The organism is Streptomyces sp. NPDC012825, assembly GCF_042900925.1.
Taxonomy (GTDB): Bacteria; Actinomycetota; Actinomycetes; order Streptomycetales; family Streptomycetaceae; genus Streptomyces.
The window spans coordinates 244,879-265,000 of sequence record NZ_JBIBBZ010000006.1; the positions used below are offsets into that span (position 1 = coordinate 244,879).

The following is a 20,122-nucleotide window of genomic DNA, read 5'->3' on the forward strand; positions in this document are numbered from 1 at the left end:
CGGTGGACGGGGGCCCGCCGGGGGCGGCTCAGCCGGCCGACGGGGAGGCCGTGCCGGGCTTCTCGCCCTTGCCGGCCTCGGCGACCCACTTCTTCAGGTTCTCCGGGGAGAGCTGCTCGTTCCCCTTGGTCGGGAAGATCGACTCGCCGTCGAGGAGGACGGTCGGGGTGCCGCGGAAGCCGCCCTTCTGGAAGGCCTCGTTGGACTTCACGACCCAGCTGTCGTGCGTGCCGTCCTCCACGCAGGAGCGGAACGTCGGCGTGTCGAGGCCCGGGACCTTCGCCGCCAGCTCGATCAGCTTCTTGTTGTCGCCGAAGGCGTCGTCCGTCTCCTGCGGCTGGTTGATGTAGAGCGTGTCGTGGTACGGGGTGAACTTCCCGGCGTCCTGGGCGCACGCGGCGGCGTTCGCCGCGCGCAGCGAGCCGCTGCCGCCCATGTTCCCGTCGATGAGGGTGGCGAGGTGGTACTCGGTCCTGAGCTGTCCGGAGGCCTCCAGCTCGTGGATGGAGTCCCGCATGACGTTCTCGAACTGGGCGCACGCCGGGCAGCGGAAGTCCTCCCAGATCTGGAGGGTGGCGGGGGCGTCCGGCCGGCCGGTGGGGATGGCGGGCTTGTCGCCCTCGACGGAGGTCGACGGCGCGACCACCGGGCCGGCCTTGTCGGATCCGCCGTCCTTGCCGGCGCTCGCGGCGATCACGCCGACGACCGCGGCGAGCGCGAGGACGCCGACCACCGCCGACGACACGATCAGGACGCGCCGCTGCCGCTCACGGGACTTGTCGCGCTCGCGCTGCTGCTGAAGGCGCTCGCGCGCGTTCCGGTTACCGTCACCACGGTTGTTCTGGCTCACGCCCGGACAACGAACCGGGGAGGCGCGGGCGCGCCTCCCCGGTCCCTGAACCACCCGGACGGGTGACGGGTTACGAATCCCGGCGGACGCCCGTGGCGAGTTCGGCCGCCAGTTCCCGCACGGCGGCGAGTCCGGCGGCCTCGTCGCCGTCGGCGTCGAGGATCCGCTTGACGAAGGCGGAGCCGACGATGACGCCGTCGGCGAAGGCGGCGACCTCCTTGGCCTGGGCGGCGTCGGAGACCCCGAGGCCGACGCAGACCGGGAGGGTGCGGCCGGGCTCGACGGCGGCGCGGGTGCGGCGGACCAGGTCGGCCGCCTGCTCGCCGACCGACGCGCGGGTGCCGGTGACGCCCATGAGGGAGGCGGCGTAGACGAAGCCGGACCCGGCCGCCGTGATGGTGGCGAGGCGCTCGTCCCTGCTGCTGGGCGCGACGACGAAGACGGTCGCGAGGCCGTGCTTGTCGGCGTGCTCGCGCCAGAGCGCGGACTCCTGGACCGGCAGGTCGGGCAGGATGCAGCCCGCGCCGCCGGCCGCGGCGAGCTCCTCGGTGAAGCGCTCGACGCCGTAGCGGTCGATCGGGTTCCAGTACGTCATGACGAGGACCGGCTTCCCGGTCGCCTCGTGGGCCTCGCGGACCGTGCGCATGACGTCGGCGATCCGGACGCCGCCGCGCAGGGCGATGTCGTCGGCGGTCTGGATGACCGGACCGTCGAGGACGGGGTCGCTGTGCGGGAGGCCGACCTCGACGACGTCGGCGCCGCCGTCGAAGACGGCCTTGATCGCCGCGATGCCGCCGTCGACGGTCGGGAAGCCGGCCGGCAGGTAGGCGATGAGCGCGGCCCGGTCCTCGGACTTCGCCGCGGCGAGGGTGTCGCTCAACAGCTGGATGTTGCCGCTCACTTGGCGTCCCCCTCGATCTCGGCGGTGTCGCCGGCGTCCGCGGCGACCTCGGCGTCGGTGTCGTACAGGCCGAAGTAGCGGGCGGCGGTGTCCATGTCCTTGTCGCCGCGCCCGGAGAGGTTGACCACGATCAGGCCCTCGGGGCCCAGCTCCCTGCCGACCTCGATCGCCCCGGCGAGGGCGTGGGCCGACTCGATGGCCGGGATGATGCCCTCGGTGCGGGAGAGCAGCCGGAGCGCCTGCATGGCGGCGTCGTCGGTGACGGCCCGGTACTCGCCGCGGCCGCTGTCCTTGAGGTGGGCGTGCTCGGGGCCGATGCCGGGGTAGTCGAGGCCGGCCGAGATCGAGTACGGCTCGGTGATCTGGCCCTCGTCGTCCTGGAGGACGTAGCTGCGCGAGCCGTGCAGGATGCCGGGCTCGCCGGCGGTGAGGGTGGCCGCGTGCTCGCCGGTCTCGACGCCGTGACCGGCCGGCTCGCAGCCGATCAGGCGCACGTCGGCGTCGGGGACGAAGGCGTGGAAGAGGCCGATGGCGTTGGAGCCGCCGCCGACGCAGGCGACGGCCGCGTCGGGGAGGCGTCCGGCGCGCTCCAGGATCTGGCGGCGGGCCTCGACGCCGATGACGCGGTGGAAGTCGCGGACCATGGCGGGGAAGGGGTGCGGGCCGGCGACGGTGCCGAAGAGGTAGTGCGTGCGGTCGACGTTGGCGACCCAGTCGCGGAAGGCCTCGTTGATGGCGTCCTTGAGGGTGCGGCTGCCGGACTTCACGGCGACGACCTCGGCGCCGAGCATCCGCATCCGGGCGACGTTGAGCGCCTGGCGCTGGGTGTCGATCTCGCCCATGTAGATGGTGCAGTCGAGGCCGAAGAGGGCGCAGGCGGTGGCGGTGGCGACGCCGTGCTGTCCGGCGCCGGTCTCCGCGATGACCCGGGTCTTGCCCATGCGCCTGGTCAGGAGGGCCTGGCCGAGCACGTTGTTGATCTTGTGCGAGCCGGTGTGGTTGAGGTCCTCGCGCTTGAGGAAGATCCGGGCGCCGCCGGCGTGCCCGGCGAACCGGGGGACCTCGGTGAGGGCGCTCGGGCGGCCCGTGTAGTTCACCATCAGGTCGTTGAGCTCGCGGGCGAACTCGGGGTCGGACTTGGCCTTGTCGTACTCGACGGCGACCTCGTCCACGGCGGCGACGAGGGCCTCCGGGATGAACTTGCCGCCGTAGGCGCCGAAGTAGCCCTCGGCGGTGGGGACCTGACCGTCCGGGTCGGGAATGAAGAACTCGCTGGACATGCGGTTGCTCCTCGCGGGGCGGGTGCCCCGGGATACGTGTGGGTGATGGTCACGGTATGCGCGCGCCGCTCGCTTACGCGGTTGCCGGTGCGGTGGCCGTCGCCGTCGGCCGGTGCCGGGGCGGTCGCCGGTGCTGGGCACCGGTGACGGGCTGCCGCCGCACCGCCTGTGCGGGCCGCCGCCCCGCCCGTGTGGGCAATCGTCCCGCAGGGCGGGACGGGTGGGCACACGGGACGGCGCCCTTGGCGGCGCCTCCGCCCCTTGCTCCCGCCCGCACCACCGGCGCGGCGCGCACCGGGTGCGGGTCGGGGCGCGGAAGCCTGGGCCCGGCGAGGGGCGCCGTCCCGTTGTGCCCACCCTCCCCCGGAGGGGGGGACCCCCACGCCCCAGCGGAACAACTGCCCACAACGGAGGGGCGGGGGCCCGCACCGAGGCGGCGGGAGTCCCGCCGGGGTGGCGGAGGCTCCCCGCCCGGATGGCGGGGGCCCGTGCCGGGATGGCGGAGGCCCGTGTCGGCGCGGTGCCGTCCGTGCGGGGTCCTCGTGGAACGGGGGCCCGCGCGGGTGAGGGGACGGAAACCGTGGCGGCTAGGCGCTGGCGGCGTGCGTGGAGACGCGCGCGAGGCGCGGGCGCCATCGCATGCCGTTGACCTGGCCGGGCTCGTCGCCGATCACGTACCGCACCCGGCGGCCGAGGACCCGCCGGGCGGGCGCGCGGCAGCCGCGCGGGCGGCAGCCCCGGGCCAGGGGGGCGTGCGCGGGGACGGGGGCCGCGGCGGTACGGAGCCGGCCGCGGCGCCCGGGTGCCGACGGCACGGCGGCGTCCCCCCGGGCGGGGCCCGGAGGGGTCGGCGTGTCGCGGCGGGGGGTCATGGTCCGGTCAGCTCCGCCCGTGGCGGAGGGCCGGGTGGGCGCCGGCGGCGACCAGGTCGGCGACGGCGGCCTTCGGGTCGCGGCCGGTCACCAGGGACTCGCCCACGAGGACCGCGTCGGCGCCCGCGTTGGCGTACGCGATGAGGTCGTGCGGGCCGCGGACGCCGGACTCGGCGACCTTGACGACGTGCGCCGGGATCTCGGGGGCGACGCGCTCGAAGGTGGAGCGGTCGACCTTGAGGGTCTTGAGGTTGCGGGCGTTGACGCCGATGATCCGGGCGCCCGCGTCGACGGCGCGCTCGACCTCCTCCTCGTCGTGCACCTCGACCAGCGGGGTGAGCCCGATGGACTCGGCCCGCTCGATGAGGGAGACGAGGGCCTCCTGCTCCAGGGCGGCGACGATGAGGAGCGCGAGGTCCGCTCCGTACGCCCGCGCCTCCCAGAGCTGGTACGCGGTGACGATGAAGTCCTTGCGCAGGACCGGGATGTCGACCTTGGCGCGGACGGCCTCCAGGTCCGCGAGGGAGCCGCCGAAGCGGCGCTCCTCGGTGAGGACGGAGATGACGGCCGCGCCGCCCGCCTCGTAGTCCGCGGCGAGTCCGGCCGGGTCGGCGATCGCGGCGAGCGCGCCCTTGGACGGGCTGGAGCGCTTGACCTCGCAGATCACCTTGACGCCGTCGCCGCGCAGTGCGGCGACGCCGTCCTTGACCTGCGGCGCCTTGGCGGCGCGCTCCTTGAGCTCGTCGAGGGTGACCCGCGCCTGCCGCTCTGCGAGGTCGGCGCGCACGCCTTCGATGATCTCGTCGAGCACACTCACGCGAGGGGCCCCCTTCCGGGACGGTGATGATGAACCAGGTTCAGCCACGTCGATCCTATCCGCAGGACGGCCCCGGTCTCGCATCGACCGGAGCGGCGTCCCATCTGCTGGGACGTCCCGCCGGGGTCCCGGCGGGCCCTCACGGGGCCAGCGCGGAACCGAGGGGAAGGTTCCGGACCAGGGAGAAGAGGACGAGGACGGCCCCGATCCCCCACCACCAGTTCGGGGGGACCGAGAGGCGCATCGGTGCGCCCCGGTAGGCGCGTACCAGCCACAGGACGGCCACGACGGCGAACACTCCGTAGCCGACGACGGCGAGGGCGTTGGCGCCGAGGGCGGCCGGAAGGTCGCCGTGGGCGAAGGCGTGGGCACTGCGGAGCCCGCCGCAGCCGGGGCAGTACAGACCGGTGAAGCGGAGCAGCGGGCAGACCGGGTAGTGCCCGGGTTCGTTGGGGTCGACGGCCCCGACGTACGCGAACGCCGCGACGACCCCGGCGAGCGCCCCGACGGGCGCGAGCAGGCGCCGCGCGCGCGAGCGGGGCGGCGGGGGCGGGAACACGGGCCGCCCGGACGGTTCGTACCGGGCGGTCCCGTACGGGGACGGGGGTACGGGACCCCAGGACGGGGACGGGGGTACGGGGCCCCGGGACGGCCCGGACCGGGCGGGCGACGGGGGCGCGGCGAGGGCGTCCGTCCCCGGATCCCCGGCATTCGTCGGGGCGGGTTCCGCCGACCGGGTGCGGCGGAGGGCGTCGGTCGCGGGTTCGGGCGTCGGATGTGGGTCCACGCGGTGATTCTCGCCCCTCACGCGCGCGAGCGCAGCCCGGACGGCGGTTCCCCGCGGCACGGCGGCTTCGCGTCCCCCTCAGGCGCGCGCTGGCGCGACCCGGATCCCCGCGCGGATTCGGCCCAGGTCCTCACGCACCCGAGGACGCGACCCGACTCCCCTCACGCGCGTGCGCGCGACCCGGCCCCCTCACGCGCGAGGGCGCGGTCCGGCGTTGCCGGGCCGCGCCCTCGTGTGCGTGGGGTCGCGTCAGGAATGGGCCCGCGCGGTGGTGCTCGCGGCCTCGCGGGCGGCGGCCACGTCGGCCGACTCCTTCGGCATGCCGAGGCCCGCCACCTTCATCGCTCCGCCGACGACACCGCCGAGGAGGACGACGGCGATGCCCGCCCAGAAACCGGGCACGTTGGCGGCCACCATGAAGACTCCGGCGATGCAGAAGCCGATGAAGGAGATGATGACACCGGTCCAGGCGGCCGGGGTGTGTCCGTGGGCGCTGCCCGCCATGAGTTGCTCCTCGTTGCTGTTGCTCGGTGGTGAGGTCACGCGTGCGCGGACGCTCGGCGCTCATTGTCCCGCACGCGGGCGCGCGAGGATGAATCGGGGGTACCGGGACGATCACGCGTCGCGGTCGGCGCCCCGGCCCGGTCAGTTCCGGGTGGGGTCCTCGCCGCGGTCCAGGGCCTTCCACAGGTCCTCGGGCCGGTCGGGGTCGGCCGTGGGGGCCTTGCGGGCGGCGCCGGTGCGCTCGTAGCGGCCGCCCATGGCGGGCCAGTTCTTGCCGAAGCGGAGTGCGAAGAGGCCGGCGAGCAGGATGAGGGCGGCGCCCGCGGCGGTCACGTACGGCCAGACGGTGTGGGTCAGGCCGGCGACGGCGGCGGCCGTGTCGCCGCTGATCCGGGCGGCCTCGGCGTCCAGGGCGGTCCGGTCGGAGGCGCCGAGGACGGCGGCGAGCGCGGCGCCCGCGCCGCTCAGCGCGAGGAGCGCGGCGACGAGGGTGCGGCCGGTGCGGCGGACGGCGAAGACGGCGAAGAGCGCGGCCAGGCCGACGATCGCGAGGGCGGTCGGCACGCCGGTGACGGTGCCGCCGTCGGCCTCGACGGGGACGCTGCCGCCGCCGACGGCCGCGGTGCCCTGCGCCCAGATCTGCCCGGCGGAGAGCAGGACGACGGTGGCGCCGAGGGCGCCGAGGAGGAGGGCCGCGGCCAGGCTGCGACGGCCGCCCGTGGGGGCGGCCGCTCGGGCGGTCCGGGGCTGGGGTACGGGTACGGCGCTCACGTACCCCACTATCCCCTACGCGCTCAGGAGGCGTTCATCCGGTTGGCGGTGTGGACGGCCCGGAGGACGGCCGCGGCCTTGTTGCGGCACTCGTCGTCCTCGGCGGCCGGGTCGGAGTCGGCGACGACACCCGCTCCGGCCTGCACGTACGCGGTGCCGTCGCGGAGCAGGGCGGTGCGGATGGCGATGGCGGTGTCCGCGTCGCCGGCGAAATCGAGATAACCGACACATCCGCCGTACAGGCCGCGCCGGGAGGGTTCGAGCTCCTCGATGATCTGCATGGCGCGCGGCTTGGGGGCGCCGGAGAGGGTTCCGGCGGGGAAGCAGGCGGTGAGGACGTCGAAGGCGGTGCGGCCCTCGGCGACCCGGCCGGTCACGGTGGAGACGATGTGCATGACGTGGGAGTACCGCTCGATCGACATGAAGTCGACGACCTCCACGGAGCCGGGCGCGCAGACCCGGCCGAGGTCGTTGCGGCCGAGGTCGACGAGCATGAGGTGCTCGGCGCGCTCCTTGGGGTCGGCGAGCAGCTCCTCGGCGAGGTCGTGGTCCTCCTGCGGGGTGGCGCCGCGGTGCCGGGTGCCGGCGATGGGGTGCACGAGCGCCCGCCCGTCCTCGACCTTGACGAGGGCCTCGGGGCTGGATCCGACGACGTCGAAGCCGTTCTCGAAGCGGAAGAGGTACATGTACGGGGACGGGTTGGTGGCCCGCAGGACCCGGTAGACGTCGAGCGCGGAGGCGGCGCAGGGGGTCTCGAACCGCTGCGAGGGCACGACCTGGAAGGCCTCGCCGGCCCGGATGCGCTCCTTGATGTCCTCGACGGCGTCCTGGTAGGCGGGGCCGCCCCAGAGGGCCGAGTAGTCGGGCAGCTCGGAGGCGGGCAGGGCGGTGGGGGCGGTGGCGACCGGGCGGGCCAGGTCGGCCTCCATGGCGTCGAGGCGGGCGACGGCGTGCGCGTACGCCTCGTCGACGCCGGTCTCCAGGTCGTTGTGGTTGATCGCGTTGGCGATCAGGAGGACCGAGCCGTCCCAGTGGTCGAGGACCGCGAGGTCGCTGGTGAGGAGCATGGTGAGCTCGGGGAGCTCCAGGTCGTCGCGGCCGTGCTCGCCGATCCTCTCCAGACGGCGGACGATGTCGTAGCCGAGGTAGCCGACCATGCCGCCGGTGAACGGGGGCATGCCCGAAGCGAGGTCGCGGGGGGTGTGGAGGGTCTCGACGGTGGCGCGCAGGGCCTGGAGGGGGTCGCCGTCGACGGGGACGCCGACGGGCGGGGTGCCGAGCCAGTGGGCCTCGCCGTCCTTCACCGTCAGCGTGGCGTCGCTGCGGACCCCGATGAAGGAGTAGCGGGACCAGGAGCGGCCGTTCTCCGCGGATTCGAGGAGGAAGGTGCCGGGGCGTTCGGCGGCGAGCTTGCGGTAGAGCCCGACCGGGGTGTCGCCGTCCGCGAGGAGCCTGCGGCTGACGGGGATGACGCGGCGGTCGGCCGCCAGCTTGCGGAAGGTCTCGAGATCCATGGCACCGGACCTTACTGGGATACGGGGAGCACGTCGGCGTCGAAGCAGGTGCGGGCGCCGGTGTGGCAGGCGGCTCCGACCTGGTCGACCTTGACGAGGAGGGTGTCGGCGTCGCAGTCGAGGGCGACGGACTTGACGTGCTGGACGTGCCCGGAGGTGTCGCCCTTGACCCAGTACTCGTTGCGGCTGCGGGACCAGTAGGTGCAGCGGCCGGTGGTGAGGGTGCGGTGCAGGGCCTCGTCGTCCATCCAGCCGAGCATCAGCACCTCGCCGGTGTCGTACTGCTGGGCGATGGCGGGGACGAGCCCGTCCGGGCTGCGCTTGAGCCGGGCGGAGAGGGCCGGGTCGAGATTGCTGCTCATGGCGCCATTGTGCCGCGCCCGGGAGCGGTGCCCGGCGGGGCGTCCACTGGGCGGACCGTGGGCGTCCGCCGTACGCTGGCGGACATGTCGACCCATGCCAAACGTGAACGGCTTCTGCTGGCTGATCTGTTGGAGGCGGCCGGTCCGGACGCGCCGACGCTCTGCGAGGGCTGGCGGGCCCGGGACCTCGCGGCCCATGTGGTGGTGCGGGAGCGGCGCCCGGACGCGGCGGCCGGTTCGCTCGTACCGGCGCTGAAGGACCGGCAGGACCGGGTGCAGGCGGAGTTCGCCGACCGGCCGTACGACGAGCTGATCCGGCTCATCCGGACGGGACCGCCGAAGTTCTCGCCGTTCACGATCAAGCAGGTGGACGAGGGGGCGAACGTCGTCGAGTTCTACGTGCACGCGGAGGACGTGCGGCGGGCCCAGCCCCACTGGTCGGCCCGTGAGCTGGACCCGGTCTTCGCGGACGTCCTCTGGTCCCGTCTGGAGCGCACGGCCCGGCTGCTCGGCCGCAAGGTCCCGGTGGGCCTGGTGCTGCGCCGCCCGGACGGGCAGACGGTGGTCGCCCGCAGGGGCACCCCGGTGGTGACGGCCTCCGGGGAGCCGGGCGAGCTGACGATGTACCTGTACGGGCGGCAGGACGCGGCGAAGGTGGCGCTCGACGGGGAGCCGCAGGCGATCGAGCGGCTGCGGGAGACGAAGCGGCTGGGGATCTAGGGCCTCGGTTCGGTGGCCCGGTGATCCGGGCTACTTCGGCAGTTCGGCGCGGCGCAGGGCCGGGACCAGGAGGCCGTGGACCCCGGCCAGGGCGCAGACGGCGGCGCTGGCGACGAAGACCGGGCCGGGGCCCCACAGGCCGATCGCGGCGCCCGTGGCCGGGAAGCTCAGCGGGGCGAGGCCCAGGCTGCACAGGCTCGCGACGGCGGAGACGCGGCCGAGGTACGCGGGGTCGCACTCGGTCTGGAGGAGGGCGCCGGCCAGCGCTCCGGAGAGCCCGGCGAGCAGGCCGACGGAGAGCGCGAGGAACACGGCGACGGGCAGCAGCGGGGTGTGGGCGAGCGCGGCGACCGAGACGGCGCCGAGGACCATGGTCCCGCCGAGGACGGCCCCGGCGCGCGGGACCCGGCCCTTGACGCCGAGCAGCAGCGAGGAGGCCGCCGCACCCGTGCCGAAGCCGGCGAGGACCCAGCCGATGCCGGAGGCGCCCCAGCCGCGCTGGTCGGAGAGGAGCGCGAGGCCGACGTTGAGGGGACCGACGAAGCCGAGGTCGCTGAGGGCGATGACGATCACGAGAGGGCCGAGGACCCGGTGGCCGCGCAGGTAGCGCAGGCCGTCGGCCAGGTCGCCGAGGGCGGTGTTCTTCCGGCCCCGCGCCCCGGCGTCGGTCGGCAGCGGGTCCAGGCGGAGCCCGAGCAGCAGGGGCAGGGAGAGCGCGAAGAGCAGTCCGGCGGCCGCGAACGCGGCGCCCGGTCCGCCGAGGGCGACCGCGAGGCCGCCGAGCGGGGCACCGAGGACGGCTCCGGCGCGCTGGCCGAGGCCGCGCATGCCCTGGACGCGGGCGAGCTGGTCGCGCGGGGCCATCCGGGGCGGCAGGGAGCCGACGGCGGGCAGGAAGAGGGCGTCGAGGACGCCGAAGACGAGGGCGACGGCGGCGAGCGTCCAGAGGGCGGGCGTGGTGGCCAGGACGAGCGCGGCCAGGGCGAGGACGACGAGGCAGCGGACGGCGTCGGAGACGATGACGACCCGGCGGGGGCCGAAGCGGTCGGCGACCACTCCCCCGCCGAGCATGAGGAGGGCCCGGGGCACGGCGGAGATGGCCATGACGAGTCCTGCCTGGGCGGGGCTGCCGCTGCTGACGGCGGTCCAGGAGAGGGCGAGGTGGTAGACGCCGTCGCCGACGGTGGAGGCGGTGTAGGCGCCGAGCCAGCGCAGGACCCGGGGGTCGCGGTGGGCGGGCCGCGGCGGGGCGGCGGCGAGGACGGCGGCGGTCATGCGCGGTAGGGGAAGCCGTTGAGGTGGACGGCCACGTTCTCGCGGCCCTCGGTGTCGCCGGCCTCCTCGGCGGCGCGGGCCCGCTGGTCGTACTTCTCGACGACGGCGTCCAGTTCGGCGGCGAGCGCGGCCAGCTCGGGGGCGGTGAGGCGGGGCAGCCACTCGGAGCTGGTGGAGGCGGCGCGCCAGGCGTCGGACCAGGTGTGCCGCTCGTCGAGGAAGCGGGCCTGCATCTCGCCGCGCTGCGCCTCGACCGTACGGCTGAAGGCGGTGTTGGCGGCGACGAGTTCGGGGGCGTCGCGCATGTCCTCGTCGTGGATGCTGAAGCCGTACGAGCTGGGCTGCCACCAGCGTTCGCGGCCGTCGGCGGACCGGGCCCCGGCCTCCTCGATGAGGCCGTGCTCGGCGAGCTTGCGCAGGTGGTAGCTGACCAGGGAGACGGCCTCGTCGACCTGGTCGGCGAGCTGGGACGCGGTGGCGGTGCGGGCCGTGAAGAGGGCGCGGTAGAGGCGCATCCGCAGCGGGTGCGAGACGGCCTTGAGGGTGCCGAGGTCGGTGATCCGACGGTTCTCCGGTGAGGTCATGCCCATGACCCTAGATACGAAAGAAAAGTTGCGCAATGAGAATTGCGAAAGAAATCCTGTGCATCCGACCTGGAAGAAGGGCCCCCGAAGGGGCCCTTCCAGGAAGCGGAACCGGGTCTCAGCGGACCGGGTGGCCCGCCTCCCGCAGCGTCTCCTTGACCTGACCGATCCGCAGGTCGCCGAAGTGGAAGACGGAGGCCGCGAGCACCGCGTCGGCGCCCGCCGCGACGGCCGGCGGGAAGTCGGCGAGCCTGCCCGCGCCGCCGGAGGCGATCACCGGCACGGTCACGTGCTTGCGCACGGCCGCGATCATCTCGGTGTCGTAGCCGTCCTTCGTGCCGTCCGCGTCCATCGAGTTGAGCAGGATCTCGCCCGCGCCGAGCTCGGCGGCGCGGTGCGCCCACTCGACGGCGTCGATGCCGGTGCCCTTGCGGCCGCCGTGCGTGGTGACCTCGAAGGAGCCCGTCTCCGTACGGCGCGCGTCCACGGACAGGACGAGCACCTGGCGGCCGAAGCGCTCCGCGATCTCCTGGATCAGCTCGGGACGCGCGATGGCCGCCGTGTTCACGCCGACCTTGTCGGCGCCGGCCCGCAGCAGCCTGTCGACGTCCTCGGCCGACCGCACGCCGCCGCCGACCGTGAGCGGGATGAAGACCTGCTCGGCGGTGCGGCGCACCACGTCGTAGGTGGTCTCCCGGTTGCCGGAGGAGGCGGTGATGTCGAGGAAGGTCAGCTCGTCGGCGCCCTCGGCGTCGTACAGCTTCGCCATCTCGACGGGGTCGCCCGCGTCCCGCAGGTTCTGGAAGTTGACGCCCTTGACGACCCGGCCGTTGTCCACGTCCAGGCAGGGGATCACGCGTACGGCGAGGCTCATGAGCTCTCCCCCCGGTAGGCCTCGACCTCGACCTCGACGACCAGGCGGGGGTCGACGAAGCCGGAGACGATGATCATGGAGGCGGCGGGGCGGACGGCGTCGAACAGCTCCTTGTGGGCGCGGCCGACCTCCTCCACGTCCCGGGCGTGCGTGAGGTACATCCGGGTCCGGACGACGTGCTCGGCCCCCAGGCCCAGCTGCCCCAGCGCGCCGAAGGCCACGTTGAAGGAGTTGACCGCCTGGTCGTACGGGCCGCCGTCGGCGATCTGGCCGTCGACCACCGACGTGCAGCCGGAGACCAGGACCGTGCCGTTCGGCAGCTCGACCGCGCGGGAGTAGCCGAACTGCTCCTCCCAGGGCGCTCCGGTGACGATCCTGCGGACGCCGGAGGTCACGACGCCACCGCCGCGAGCGCCTCTTCGAGGGTGAAGGCCTTGGCGTACAGCGCCTTGCCGACGATCGCGCCCTCGACGCCCAGCGGGACCAGGCCGGACAGGGCCCGCAGGTCGTCCAGGGAGGAGACGCCGCCGGAGGCCACGACGGGCTTGTCGGTGGCCGCGCAGACGTTCTTCAGGAGCTCCAGGTTGGGGCCCTGGAGGGTGCCGTCCTTGGCGATGTCGGTGACGACGTACCGGGCGCAGCCCTCGGAGTCGAGGCGGGCCAGCGTCTCGTACAGGTCGCCGCCGTCGCGGGTCCAGCCGCGGCCGCGCAGGGTCGTGCCGCGCACGTCGAGGCCGACGGCGATCCTGTCGCCGTACTCGGCGATGACCTTGGCGACCCACTCGGGGGTCTCCAGGGCGGCGGTGCCGAGGTTGACGCGGGTGCAGCCGGTGGCGAGGGCGGCGACGAGCGAGGCGTCGTCGCGGATGCCGCCGGAGAGCTCGACCTTGATGTCCATGGCCCCCGTGACCTCGGCGATCACCTCGCGGTTGTCGCCGGTGCCGAAGGCCGCGTCGAGGTCGACCAGGTGCAGCCACTCGGCGCCGGAGCTCTGCCAGGCCAGGGCCGCTTCGAGCGGGGAGCCGTAGGAGGTCTCGGTGCCGGACTCGCCGTGGACGAGGCGGACGGCCTGCCCGTCGCGGACGTCGACGGCGGGGAGGAGTTCAAGCGTGCTGCTCACAGGGTTCCGATCCAGTTGGTGAGGAGCTGGGCTCCGGCGTCGCCGGACTTCTCGGGGTGGAACTGGGTGGCCCACAGGGCGCCGTTCTCGACGGCCGCGACGAAGGGCTCGCCGTGGGTGGTCCAGCTGACCTTGGGGGCGCGGATGTGCGGGTTGCCGATCTCCATGGACCACTCGCGCACCCCGTAGGAGTGCACGAAGTAGTAGCGGGCGCCGGCGTCGAGCCCGGCGAACAGCTCGCTGTCGGCGGGGGCGTCGACGGTGTTCCAGCCCATGTGGGGGACGACGGGGGCGTTCAGCGGCTCGACCGTGCCGGGCCACTCGTCGAGCCCTTCGGTCTGCACGCCGTGCTCGATGCCCTCGGCGAAGAGGATCTGCATGCCGACGCAGATGCCCATGACGGGCCGGCCGCCGGCGAGGCGGCGGCCGACGATCCAGTCGCCGCGGGCCTGCCTGAGCCCCTGCATGCAGGCGGAGAAGGCGCCGACGCCGGGGACGAGGAGTCCGTCGGCGTTCATGGCGCGCTCGTAGTCGCGGGTGATCTCGACGTCGGCGCCGACCCGGGCGAGGGCGCGCTCGGCGGAGCGCACGTTGCCGAAGCCGTAGTCGAAGACGACGACCTTCTTGGAGTCTCCGGGTGCGCTCATGACCACACGTCCAGACGGAGCACGCCGGCGGCGAGGCACATCGCGGCGCCGAGGGAGAGCAGCACGATGAGGCCCTTGGGCATCTGCTGCTTGGCGAAGGAGTAGATGCCGCCGAGCAGGAACAGCCCGACGACGATCAGGATGGTGGAGAGGCCGTTCACGACTAGAGCGCGCCCTTCGTGGAGGGAAGGATGCCGACGGCGCGCGGGTCGCGCTCGGAGGCGTAGCGCAGGGCGCGGGCGAGGGCCTTGAACTGGCACTCCACGATGTGGTGGGCGTTGCGCCCGTACGGGACGTGGATGTGCAGCGCGATCTGGGCCTGGGCGACGAACGACTCGAAGATGTGCCGGGTCATGGTCGTGTCGTACGAGCCGATCATCGGCGCCATGTTCTCGGGCTCGGTGTGCACGAGGTACGGGCGGCCGGAGAGGTCGACGGTGACCTGGGCGAGCGACTCGTCGAGCGGGACGGTGCAGTTGCCGAAGCGGTAGATGCCGACCTTGTCGCCGAGGGCCTGCTTGAAGGCGGCGCCGAGGGCGAGGGCGCTGTCCTCGATGGTGTGGTGCGAGTCGATGTGCAGGTCGCCCTCGGTCTTGACCGTGAGGTCGAAGAGCCCGTGGCGGCCGAGCTGGTCGAGCATGTGGTCGTAGAAGCCGACCCCGGTCGACACGTCGACCTTCCCGGTGCCGTCGAGGTCGATCTCGACGACGACGGAGGTCTCCTTGGTGGTGCGCTCAACGCGGCCTACGCGGCTCATCGTTCCTGCTCCTTCATCAATTCACGGACCGCGTCGAGGAACGCGTCGTTCTCTTCGGGGGTGCCGGCGGTGACGCGCAGCCATCCCGGTACGCCGTTGTCCCGGACCAGGACGCCCCGGTCGAGGATCGCCTGCCAGGCGGCGTGGGTGTCGGGGAACTTCCCGAACTGCACGAAGTTGGCGTCGGACTCGGTGACCTCGTAGCCGATCGCCCGCAGCTCGGCGACGAGCCGGTCGCGCTCGGCCTTGAGCTGCTCGACGTACCCGAGGAGGGTGTCGGTGTGCTCCAGGGCGGCGAGCGCGGTGGCCTGGGTGACGGCGGAGAGGTGGTACGGCAGCCGGACGAGCTGCACGGCGTCGACCACGGCGGGGTGGGCGGCGAGGTAGCCGAGGCGGAGTCCGGCGGCGCCGAAGGCCTTGGACATGGTCCGCGAGACCACCAGGTTCGGGCGGCCCTCGATGAGGGGCAGCAGCGAGTCGCGGTGGCTGAACTCGACGTACGCCTCGTCCACGACGACCATCGACGGCCTGGCCGCCTGGGCCGCCTCGTACAGGGCGAGGACGGTCTCGGCCCCGACGGCGGTGCCGGTGGGGTTGTTGGGCGAGGTGACGAAGACGACGTCCGGGCGGTGCTCGGCGATCGCCTTCCCGGCGGCCGCCACGTCGATGGTGAAGTCCTCGTTGCGGGGACCGGAGATCCAGCCGGTGCCGGTGCCGCGGGCGATCAGGGCGTGCATCGAGTACGAGGGCTCGAAGCCGATCGCGGTGCGGCCGGGGCCGCCGAAGGTCTGGAGGAGCTGCTGGAGGACCTCGTTGGAGCCGTTGGCCGCCCAGACGTTCTCGACGGCGACCGGGTGCCCGCCGGTGCGGGTGAGGTAGCGGGCGAGCCCGGTGCGCAGCTCGACCGCGTCCCGGTCGGGGTAGCGGTTGAGGCCGCGGGCGGCCTCGGCGACCCGCTCCGCGATCCGGGCCACGAGCGGCTCGGGCAGCGGGTAGGGGTTCTCGTTGGTGTTGAGCTGGACGGGGACGTCGAGCTGGGGCGCGCCGTAGGGGGACTTGCCGCGCAGCTCGTCCCGGACGGGCAGGTCGTCGATTCCGGTCACCGCTGCGGCACCTTCCATCCGAACCTCGCCTTGATCGCGGCGCCGTGGGCCGGCAGGTCCTCGGCCTCCGCGAGGGTCACCACGTGGTGGGCGACGTCCGCGAGGGCGTCGCGGGTGTAGTCCACGATGTGCACCCCGCGCAGGAATGACTGCACGGAGAGGCCCGAGGAGTGGCAGGCGCAGCCGCCGGTGGGCAGGACGTGGTTGGAGCCGGCGCAGTAGTCGCCGAGCGAGACGGGGGCCCAGGGGCCGACGAAGATCGCGCCGGCGTTGCGGACGCGGTCCGCGACGGCGGCGGCGGCGGCGGTCTGGATCTCCAGGTGCTCGGCGCCGTACGCGTCGACGACCTCGAGGCCGTCGGCGAGGTCGCGGACGAGGACGATCGCGGACTGGCGGCCGGCCAGGGCCGGGACGATCCGGTCGTCGACGTGCTTGGAGGCGGCGACCTGGGTCTTCAGCTCGGCCTCGGTCGCCGCGGCCAGCTCCTCGGAGTCGGTGACGAGGACGGAGGCGGCCATCGGGTCGTGCTCGGCCTGGCTGATGAGGTCGGCGGCGACGTGCACGGGGTCGGCGGTGGAGTCCGCGAGGATCGCGATCTCGGTGGGTCCGGCCTCGGCGTCGATGCCGATGCGGCCCTTGAGGAGGCGCTTGGCGGCGGCCACGTAGATGTTGCCGGGGCCGGTGACCAGGTTGACGGGGGCGCAGCCGGGCTCGCCGTCCGTCCCGGTGCCGTCGAGGGTGCCGTACGCGAACATGGCGATGGCCTGGGCGCCGCCGGCGGCGTAGACCTCGTCCACGCCGAGCAGGGCGCAGGCGGCGAGGATCGTGGGGTGCGGGAGCCCGCCGAACTCCTTCTGCGGGGGCGAGGCGACGGCCACGCCCTCGACGCCGGCCTCCTGGGCCGGGACGACGTTCATCACGACGGAGGACGGATAGACGGAGCGGCCGCCCGGCACGTACAGGCCGACGCGCTCGACGGGGATCCACTTCTCGGTGACGGTGCCGCCGGGGACGACCTGGGTGGTGTGGGTGGCGCGGCGCTGCTCGCGGTGGACGAGCCGGGCGCGCCGGACGGACTCCTCCAGGGCGGCGCGGACGGCCGGATCGAGCTCGTCGAGGGCGCGGGTGAGCTCCTCGGCGGGGACGCGCAGGCCCGGGACGCGGACGCCGTCGAATTTCTCCCCGTAGTCGATCACCGCGGCCGCGCCATGATGCCGTACGTCCTCGCAGATCGGCCGCACCCTCTCCAGGGCGGCCTCCACGTCGAACTCGGCACGGGGCAGCAGGTCACGCAGGGCGGAACCCTCGGGGAGGGCCTCGCCGCGCAGATCGATTCGAGAGATCACGGGTCAATTCTCTCAGACGCCCCACGGCACCGGACGCCCGTATCACTGGCTGATACACACCACAGTGGCGTCTTGGCGCCACTCCTGACCGTTAGCGTTCAGCCCGTCACACAGCGGGAAGAACGGCTGTACGAATCCACGAATCCCGGAGAGCGGAATCGTGGATGCGGATCGTGGAAAGCGAGGGGGCGGCAGTGACCGAGCCGCACGAGGACGGGATCCCGGACGGTCTCACGGCTCCGGAGCGGGCCCTGTGGAGGGCGTTCCGGGTGGGCAGGACGTGCGATCTGACGGAGGGGGTCGCGGAGCGGGACGACCCGTTCGGGGCGCGGGAGTGGGGGGAGGAGCGGAGCGTCCGCGCCGAGGTGGTGGCGCTGCTGCTGCTCTCCGGGCCGGACGCCAGGTCCGGGCGTGTGGCGGCGCTGAAGCTGCGCGGGGCCAGGATCACCGGCGTCCTGGACCTGGCGGGCGGGACGATAGGGCCGTACGTGGAGCTCCAGGGCTGCCGGTTCGACGGCGAGGTGGTGGTGCCCGAGGCCCGGTTCGGCACCCTGCGGATGGTCGAGTGCGCCCTGCCGCGCCTGGAGGCGGCCCGGCTGCACACGGAGGGGGACCTGCACCTGCCGCGCTGCCGGGTGCGGTGGGGCATCCGTCTGACGGACGCCCAGATCGGCACGGACCTGCTGATCAACCAGATCCAGGTGTGGCCGGACCGGCGGGGGCGGGCTATCGCGGCGGACGGGATGGTGGTGGCGCAGGACCTCCAGGCCGAGCTGATCGAGACGTACGGCGAGCTGAGCCTGCGCGGGGCCCAGGTCGGGGTCTCGCTCAGCCTGCGGGGCAGCGTGCTGCGCGGGGCCCAGGGCCGCCGCGCGCTCAACGCGCCGCAGCTGACGGTGGAGCGCTCGCTCTATCTGAACGCGGCCTGGGTGTACGAGGGGACGGGGACGGCGGGAGTGGCGGACGGCTCGACGGCCACCCCGCCGTACGGGCTGACGCCCGCCCGGGGCACGCGGCGCAAGCCGGTCGAGTTCCACGGCGGGGTGCGGCTCGACGACGGGCGGTTCGGCGACGCGGTGGACCTGAAGCACGCCCGGTTCCTCCTCGACGGCGCGCGCCGGGAGGAGGTGTCGCTGCGCCGGATCGTCACCCCGGAGCTGCGGTTCAACGGCGAGCGCCCGGAGGAGGGGCGGGTGGTGCTCAACGGCGCCAGGATCGTCACCCTGATCGACCTGTGGAGCAGCTGGCCGGGGCCCGGCGGCCTCGCGATGGGCGGCTTCGTCTACGAGAACCTCGTGCCGTACGAGCGCTTCCCGCTGGCCCTGCGCCTGGAGTGGGTGGCGGCGGCGACCCCGGAGTACGCCCCCGAGCCGTACGAGCGGCTCGCGGCGGTGCTGCGCAACAGCGGCGAGGACGCGGACGCGCGCGAGGTGCTGCTCGCCAAGCAGCGGCGCCGGCGGGAGACGCTGCCCCTCGCCGGGAAGCTCTGGGGCTACCTCCAGGACTGGACGGTGGCGTACGGCTACCGGCCGGGCCGGGCGGCGCTGTGGATGGCGGTGCTGTGGGCGGCGGGCACGGTGGCCTTCTCCCACTACCGTCCGGTCCCGCTGAAGGCGGACGAGGCGCCCGAGTGGAACGGCACGCTGTACGCCCTGGACCTGCTGCTGCCGGTGATCAACCTGGGTCAGGACGGCTACTGGCGCCTCGAAGGCATGTGGCAGTGGGCGGCGGCGGTGCTCGTCCTGCTGGGCTGGATCCTCGCGACGACGGTGGCGGCGGGCGCGACCCGCCTGCTGAGCAGGGGGTGAGGCGGCGGAGGAGGGGTTTCGCGCGTGAAAAGCGGAGGCGGGAGTGGCAGGCGTGTGGAAGCTGTCACGGCGCGGTGAGGGAGCTGTCACGACCTGCCGGGACGGCTGCGACCGCGGGGGGCGCCGGGGGACAATACGTCACGCCATGTCCTTGTTTCGCGCCCTGGTAGGCGCCGCCCGCTCGGCCCGGCACGCCCCGCGGCTCGCCGCCGGGCTCGTGCCGGACGACGACGTGCTGCTCGACGCCCCGGACGAGCGGCTCGCCCCCGCCCTGGTCGCCGCCGCCCTCGGCGACCCGGAGCCCGCGGCGAAACTGCTCGCCACCACCCGGGACGCCGCCGAGTGGGAGGACCGCGACCGGTACGTCGTCCGGCTCGCCGCCTTCGCCCGGCACCGGGACGACTGGCTGCTCCAGTGGCTCTCCACCGCGCCCGAGGACTCGGACGCCCTGCTCGTCACGACGCAGCTCGCCGTCCGCAGGGCGTGGGGGTCCCCGGCGCGGACCGAGCTCCTGGGCGACCTCGAACCGCTGGTCCGGGGGGTCGCCGAGACGGCCCCGCACGACGACCCGGTGCCGTGGCGGCTCGCCCTGGACCACGCGCGCGGGGCACAGGCCGGGCCCGCCGTCTTCGAGTCCCTCTGGGAACAGGCCGTGCGCCGCTCCCCGCACCACTACGGCTGCCACGTCGCGGCGCTGAAGTACCTGTCCGCGCAGGGGCACGGCTCGCGTCGCGCCGCCTTCGACTTCGCCGAGCGGGCGGCCGACGACGCCGCCCCGGACTCGCTGGTGCGGGCGCTGCCGGTCCGCGCCGCCCACGAGGCACTGGGGGCGCCGGGGCAGGAGGGGTCCGGGCCGCCGGCCGTGCTCGATCGGGCGGCGGACCGGGCCCTGGCCCTGTCGGCGGCGTTCCCGGCGGGCGACCCGTGGCCGGCCGGGGCGCGCAACCTGCTCGCGCACGTGCTGATGGAGCGGGGGCGGTGGACGGAGGCCCTGGAGGAGTTCGGCCGGATCGGTCCCTGCGCGACCTCGTTCCCCTGGGGGTCCGCGCGGGACGCCGTGCCGGGGGACCCTCCCCCGGGCTCCCGGCCGCGCCCGGACGGCGGTGACCCCCTCCTCCGTTTCCTGGCCGCGCGGGACCGGACGCGGCTCGAAGTGGCCCGCCGGACGCCCCTGTGGACGCCCGGTCGTGGACGGGCCGGACGGGGTGGGCCCGGCGGCCATTAGGCTTG

The 20,122-nt window shown here is 74.2% G+C and carries 23 protein-coding genes; 3 read left to right on the top strand and 20 right to left on the bottom strand.

From position 1 onward, the window contains the following. Positions 1-28 precede the first annotated feature (28 nt). The 10 genes from ACFY7E_RS16640 to hisI form a co-directional block, all read right to left on the bottom strand. Positions 29-850 carry a DsbA family protein gene (locus ACFY7E_RS16640; protein ID WP_389485377.1) on the bottom strand — a complete coding sequence of 274 codons (822 nt, stop codon included), beginning with the start codon at positions 848-850 and terminating at the stop codon, positions 29-31. Between the two features lie 70 nt (positions 851-920). Further along, positions 921-1,751, bottom strand: a complete 831-nt coding sequence (trpA, locus tag ACFY7E_RS16645; RefSeq protein ID WP_383447975.1) for a tryptophan synthase subunit alpha — start codon at positions 1,749-1,751, stop codon at positions 921-923. Further along, positions 1,748-3,031 carry a tryptophan synthase subunit beta gene (gene trpB, locus ACFY7E_RS16650; RefSeq protein ID WP_383447977.1) on the bottom strand — a complete coding sequence of 428 codons (1,284 nt, stop codon included), beginning with the start codon at positions 3,029-3,031 and terminating at the stop codon, positions 1,748-1,750. Before trpB ends, trpA begins: the two co-directional genes overlap by 4 nt. A gap of 587 nt (positions 3,032-3,618) precedes the next feature. After that, positions 3,619-3,903: a tryptophan biosynthesis modulator TrpM gene (gene trpM / locus ACFY7E_RS16655; RefSeq protein ID WP_389485380.1), complete on the bottom strand. Its 285-nt coding sequence runs from the start codon at positions 3,901-3,903 to the stop codon at positions 3,619-3,621. 7 nt (positions 3,904-3,910) lie between these two features. Then, positions 3,911-4,720, bottom strand: a complete 810-nt coding sequence (gene trpC, locus ACFY7E_RS16660) for an indole-3-glycerol phosphate synthase TrpC (protein WP_389485383.1) — start codon at positions 4,718-4,720, stop codon at positions 3,911-3,913. Between the two features lie 139 nt (positions 4,721-4,859). Continuing rightward, positions 4,860-5,507, bottom strand: a complete 648-nt coding sequence (locus ACFY7E_RS16665) for a DUF2752 domain-containing protein (protein ID WP_389485386.1) — start codon at positions 5,505-5,507, stop codon at positions 4,860-4,862. A 249-nt stretch (positions 5,508-5,756) separates the two neighbouring features. Continuing rightward, the gene (locus tag ACFY7E_RS16670; protein WP_389485638.1) at positions 5,757-6,011 is read right to left on the bottom strand and encodes an HGxxPAAW family protein; all 255 of its coding nucleotides are present in this window, start codon (positions 6,009-6,011) and stop codon (positions 5,757-5,759) included. Between the two features lie 141 nt (positions 6,012-6,152). After that, positions 6,153-6,791: a TIGR02234 family membrane protein gene (locus ACFY7E_RS16675; protein ID WP_389485388.1), complete on the bottom strand. Its 639-nt coding sequence runs from the start codon at positions 6,789-6,791 to the stop codon at positions 6,153-6,155. Between the two features lie 14 nt (positions 6,792-6,805). Next, positions 6,806-8,296, bottom strand: coding sequence for an anthranilate synthase component I (locus ACFY7E_RS16680; protein ID WP_389485391.1), 1,491 nt, complete (start codon positions 8,294-8,296; stop codon positions 6,806-6,808). Positions 8,297-8,307: 11 nt separating this feature from the next. Then, a complete protein-coding gene (gene hisI / locus ACFY7E_RS16685) occupies positions 8,308-8,658 on the bottom strand; it encodes a phosphoribosyl-AMP cyclohydrolase (protein ID WP_125666693.1) in 351 nt (116 codons plus the stop codon). Between the two features lie 84 nt (positions 8,659-8,742). On the opposite strand from hisI, the gene ACFY7E_RS16690 reads away from it, so the two are divergent. Next, entirely contained in the window at positions 8,743-9,378 is a 636-nt protein-coding gene (locus ACFY7E_RS16690; RefSeq protein ID WP_356543512.1) for a TIGR03085 family metal-binding protein, read from the top strand. Positions 9,379-9,408: 30 nt separating this feature from the next. Here ACFY7E_RS16690 and ACFY7E_RS16695 read toward each other — a convergent pair whose 3' ends face one another. The 10 genes from ACFY7E_RS16695 to hisD all read right to left on the bottom strand — a co-directional run bounded on the left by ACFY7E_RS16695 (position 9,409) and on the right by hisD (position 17,084). Further along, positions 9,409-10,653, bottom strand: coding sequence for an MFS transporter (locus ACFY7E_RS16695; protein WP_389485394.1), 1,245 nt, complete (start codon positions 10,651-10,653; stop codon positions 9,409-9,411). Beyond that, a complete protein-coding gene (locus ACFY7E_RS16700) occupies positions 10,650-11,237 on the bottom strand; it encodes an ArsR/SmtB family transcription factor (RefSeq protein ID WP_389485397.1) in 588 nt (195 codons plus the stop codon). The genes ACFY7E_RS16695 and ACFY7E_RS16700 overlap by 4 nt, the downstream gene beginning before the upstream one ends. Before the next feature lie 118 nt (positions 11,238-11,355). Continuing rightward, positions 11,356-12,111, bottom strand: coding sequence for an imidazole glycerol phosphate synthase subunit HisF (hisF, locus tag ACFY7E_RS16705; protein ID WP_389485399.1), 756 nt, complete (start codon positions 12,109-12,111; stop codon positions 11,356-11,358). Then, entirely contained in the window at positions 12,108-12,506 is a 399-nt protein-coding gene (locus ACFY7E_RS16710) for a RidA family protein (RefSeq protein WP_389485402.1), read from the bottom strand. The genes hisF and ACFY7E_RS16710 overlap by 4 nt, the downstream gene beginning before the upstream one ends. Beyond that, complete coding sequence (gene priA / locus ACFY7E_RS16715; protein WP_383437878.1) at positions 12,503-13,231, bottom strand: bifunctional 1-(5-phosphoribosyl)-5-((5-phosphoribosylamino)methylideneamino)imidazole-4-carboxamide isomerase/phosphoribosylanthranilate isomerase PriA; 729 nt, start codon at positions 13,229-13,231, stop codon at positions 12,503-12,505. Before priA ends, ACFY7E_RS16710 begins: the two co-directional genes overlap by 4 nt. Next, on the bottom strand, positions 13,228-13,878 hold the full coding sequence (hisH, locus tag ACFY7E_RS16720) for an imidazole glycerol phosphate synthase subunit HisH (protein ID WP_389485405.1): 651 nt from the start codon (positions 13,876-13,878) through the stop codon (positions 13,228-13,230). The genes priA and hisH overlap by 4 nt, the downstream gene beginning before the upstream one ends. Then, positions 13,875-14,039 (bottom strand): hypothetical protein, encoded by a 165-nt coding sequence (locus ACFY7E_RS16725; RefSeq protein ID WP_383437884.1) that lies wholly within the window; start codon positions 14,037-14,039, stop codon positions 13,875-13,877. Before ACFY7E_RS16725 ends, hisH begins: the two co-directional genes overlap by 4 nt. A gap of 2 nt (positions 14,040-14,041) precedes the next feature. Continuing rightward, positions 14,042-14,635 carry an imidazoleglycerol-phosphate dehydratase HisB gene (gene hisB / locus ACFY7E_RS16730; RefSeq protein WP_389485407.1) on the bottom strand — a complete coding sequence of 198 codons (594 nt, stop codon included), beginning with the start codon at positions 14,633-14,635 and terminating at the stop codon, positions 14,042-14,044. Next, positions 14,632-15,738: a histidinol-phosphate transaminase gene (locus ACFY7E_RS16735; RefSeq protein ID WP_389485410.1), complete on the bottom strand. Its 1,107-nt coding sequence runs from the start codon at positions 15,736-15,738 to the stop codon at positions 14,632-14,634. Before ACFY7E_RS16735 ends, hisB begins: the two co-directional genes overlap by 4 nt. After that, on the bottom strand, positions 15,735-17,084 hold the full coding sequence (hisD, locus tag ACFY7E_RS16740) for a histidinol dehydrogenase (RefSeq protein ID WP_389485412.1): 1,350 nt from the start codon (positions 17,082-17,084) through the stop codon (positions 15,735-15,737). Before hisD ends, ACFY7E_RS16735 begins: the two co-directional genes overlap by 4 nt. Positions 17,085-17,278: 194 nt before the next feature. On the opposite strand from hisD, the gene ACFY7E_RS16745 reads away from it, so the two are divergent. Then, positions 17,279-18,892 carry an oxidoreductase gene (locus ACFY7E_RS16745; RefSeq protein ID WP_389485414.1) on the top strand — a complete coding sequence of 538 codons (1,614 nt, stop codon included), beginning with the start codon at positions 17,279-17,281 and terminating at the stop codon, positions 18,890-18,892. Between the two features lie 145 nt (positions 18,893-19,037). Beyond that, positions 19,038-20,117, top strand: coding sequence for a hypothetical protein (locus ACFY7E_RS16750; protein WP_389485416.1), 1,080 nt, complete (start codon positions 19,038-19,040; stop codon positions 20,115-20,117). The last annotated feature ends 5 nt before the right edge of the window (positions 20,118-20,122 follow it).

Coding starts and splice junctions, on each gene's coding strand:
- trpB (WP_383447977.1), bottom strand. CDS start 3,031: ATGTCCAGCGAGTTCTTCATTCCCGACCCGGACGGTCAGGTCCCCACC.
- trpM (WP_389485380.1), bottom strand. CDS start 3,903: ATGACCCCCCGCCGCGACACGCCGACCCCTCCGGGCCCCGCCCGGGGG.
- ACFY7E_RS16670 (WP_389485638.1), bottom strand. CDS start 6,011: ATGGCGGGCAGCGCCCACGGACACACCCCGGCCGCCTGGACCGGTGTC.
- ACFY7E_RS16680 (WP_389485391.1), bottom strand. CDS start 8,296: ATGGATCTCGAGACCTTCCGCAAGCTGGCGGCCGACCGCCGCGTCATC.
- hisI (WP_125666693.1), bottom strand. CDS start 8,658: ATGAGCAGCAATCTCGACCCGGCCCTCTCCGCCCGGCTCAAGCGCAGC.
- ACFY7E_RS16690 (WP_356543512.1), top strand. CDS start 8,743: ATGTCGACCCATGCCAAACGTGAACGGCTTCTGCTGGCTGATCTGTTG.
- ACFY7E_RS16695 (WP_389485394.1), bottom strand. CDS start 10,653: ATGACCGCCGCCGTCCTCGCCGCCGCCCCGCCGCGGCCCGCCCACCGC.
- ACFY7E_RS16700 (WP_389485397.1), bottom strand. CDS start 11,237: ATGACCTCACCGGAGAACCGTCGGATCACCGACCTCGGCACCCTCAAG.
- hisF (WP_389485399.1), bottom strand. CDS start 12,111: ATGAGCCTCGCCGTACGCGTGATCCCCTGCCTGGACGTGGACAACGGC.
- hisH (WP_389485405.1), bottom strand. CDS start 13,878: ATGAGCGCACCCGGAGACTCCAAGAAGGTCGTCGTCTTCGACTACGGC.
- hisB (WP_389485407.1), bottom strand. CDS start 14,635: ATGAGCCGCGTAGGCCGCGTTGAGCGCACCACCAAGGAGACCTCCGTC.
- ACFY7E_RS16750 (WP_389485416.1), top strand. CDS start 19,038: ATGTCCTTGTTTCGCGCCCTGGTAGGCGCCGCCCGCTCGGCCCGGCAC.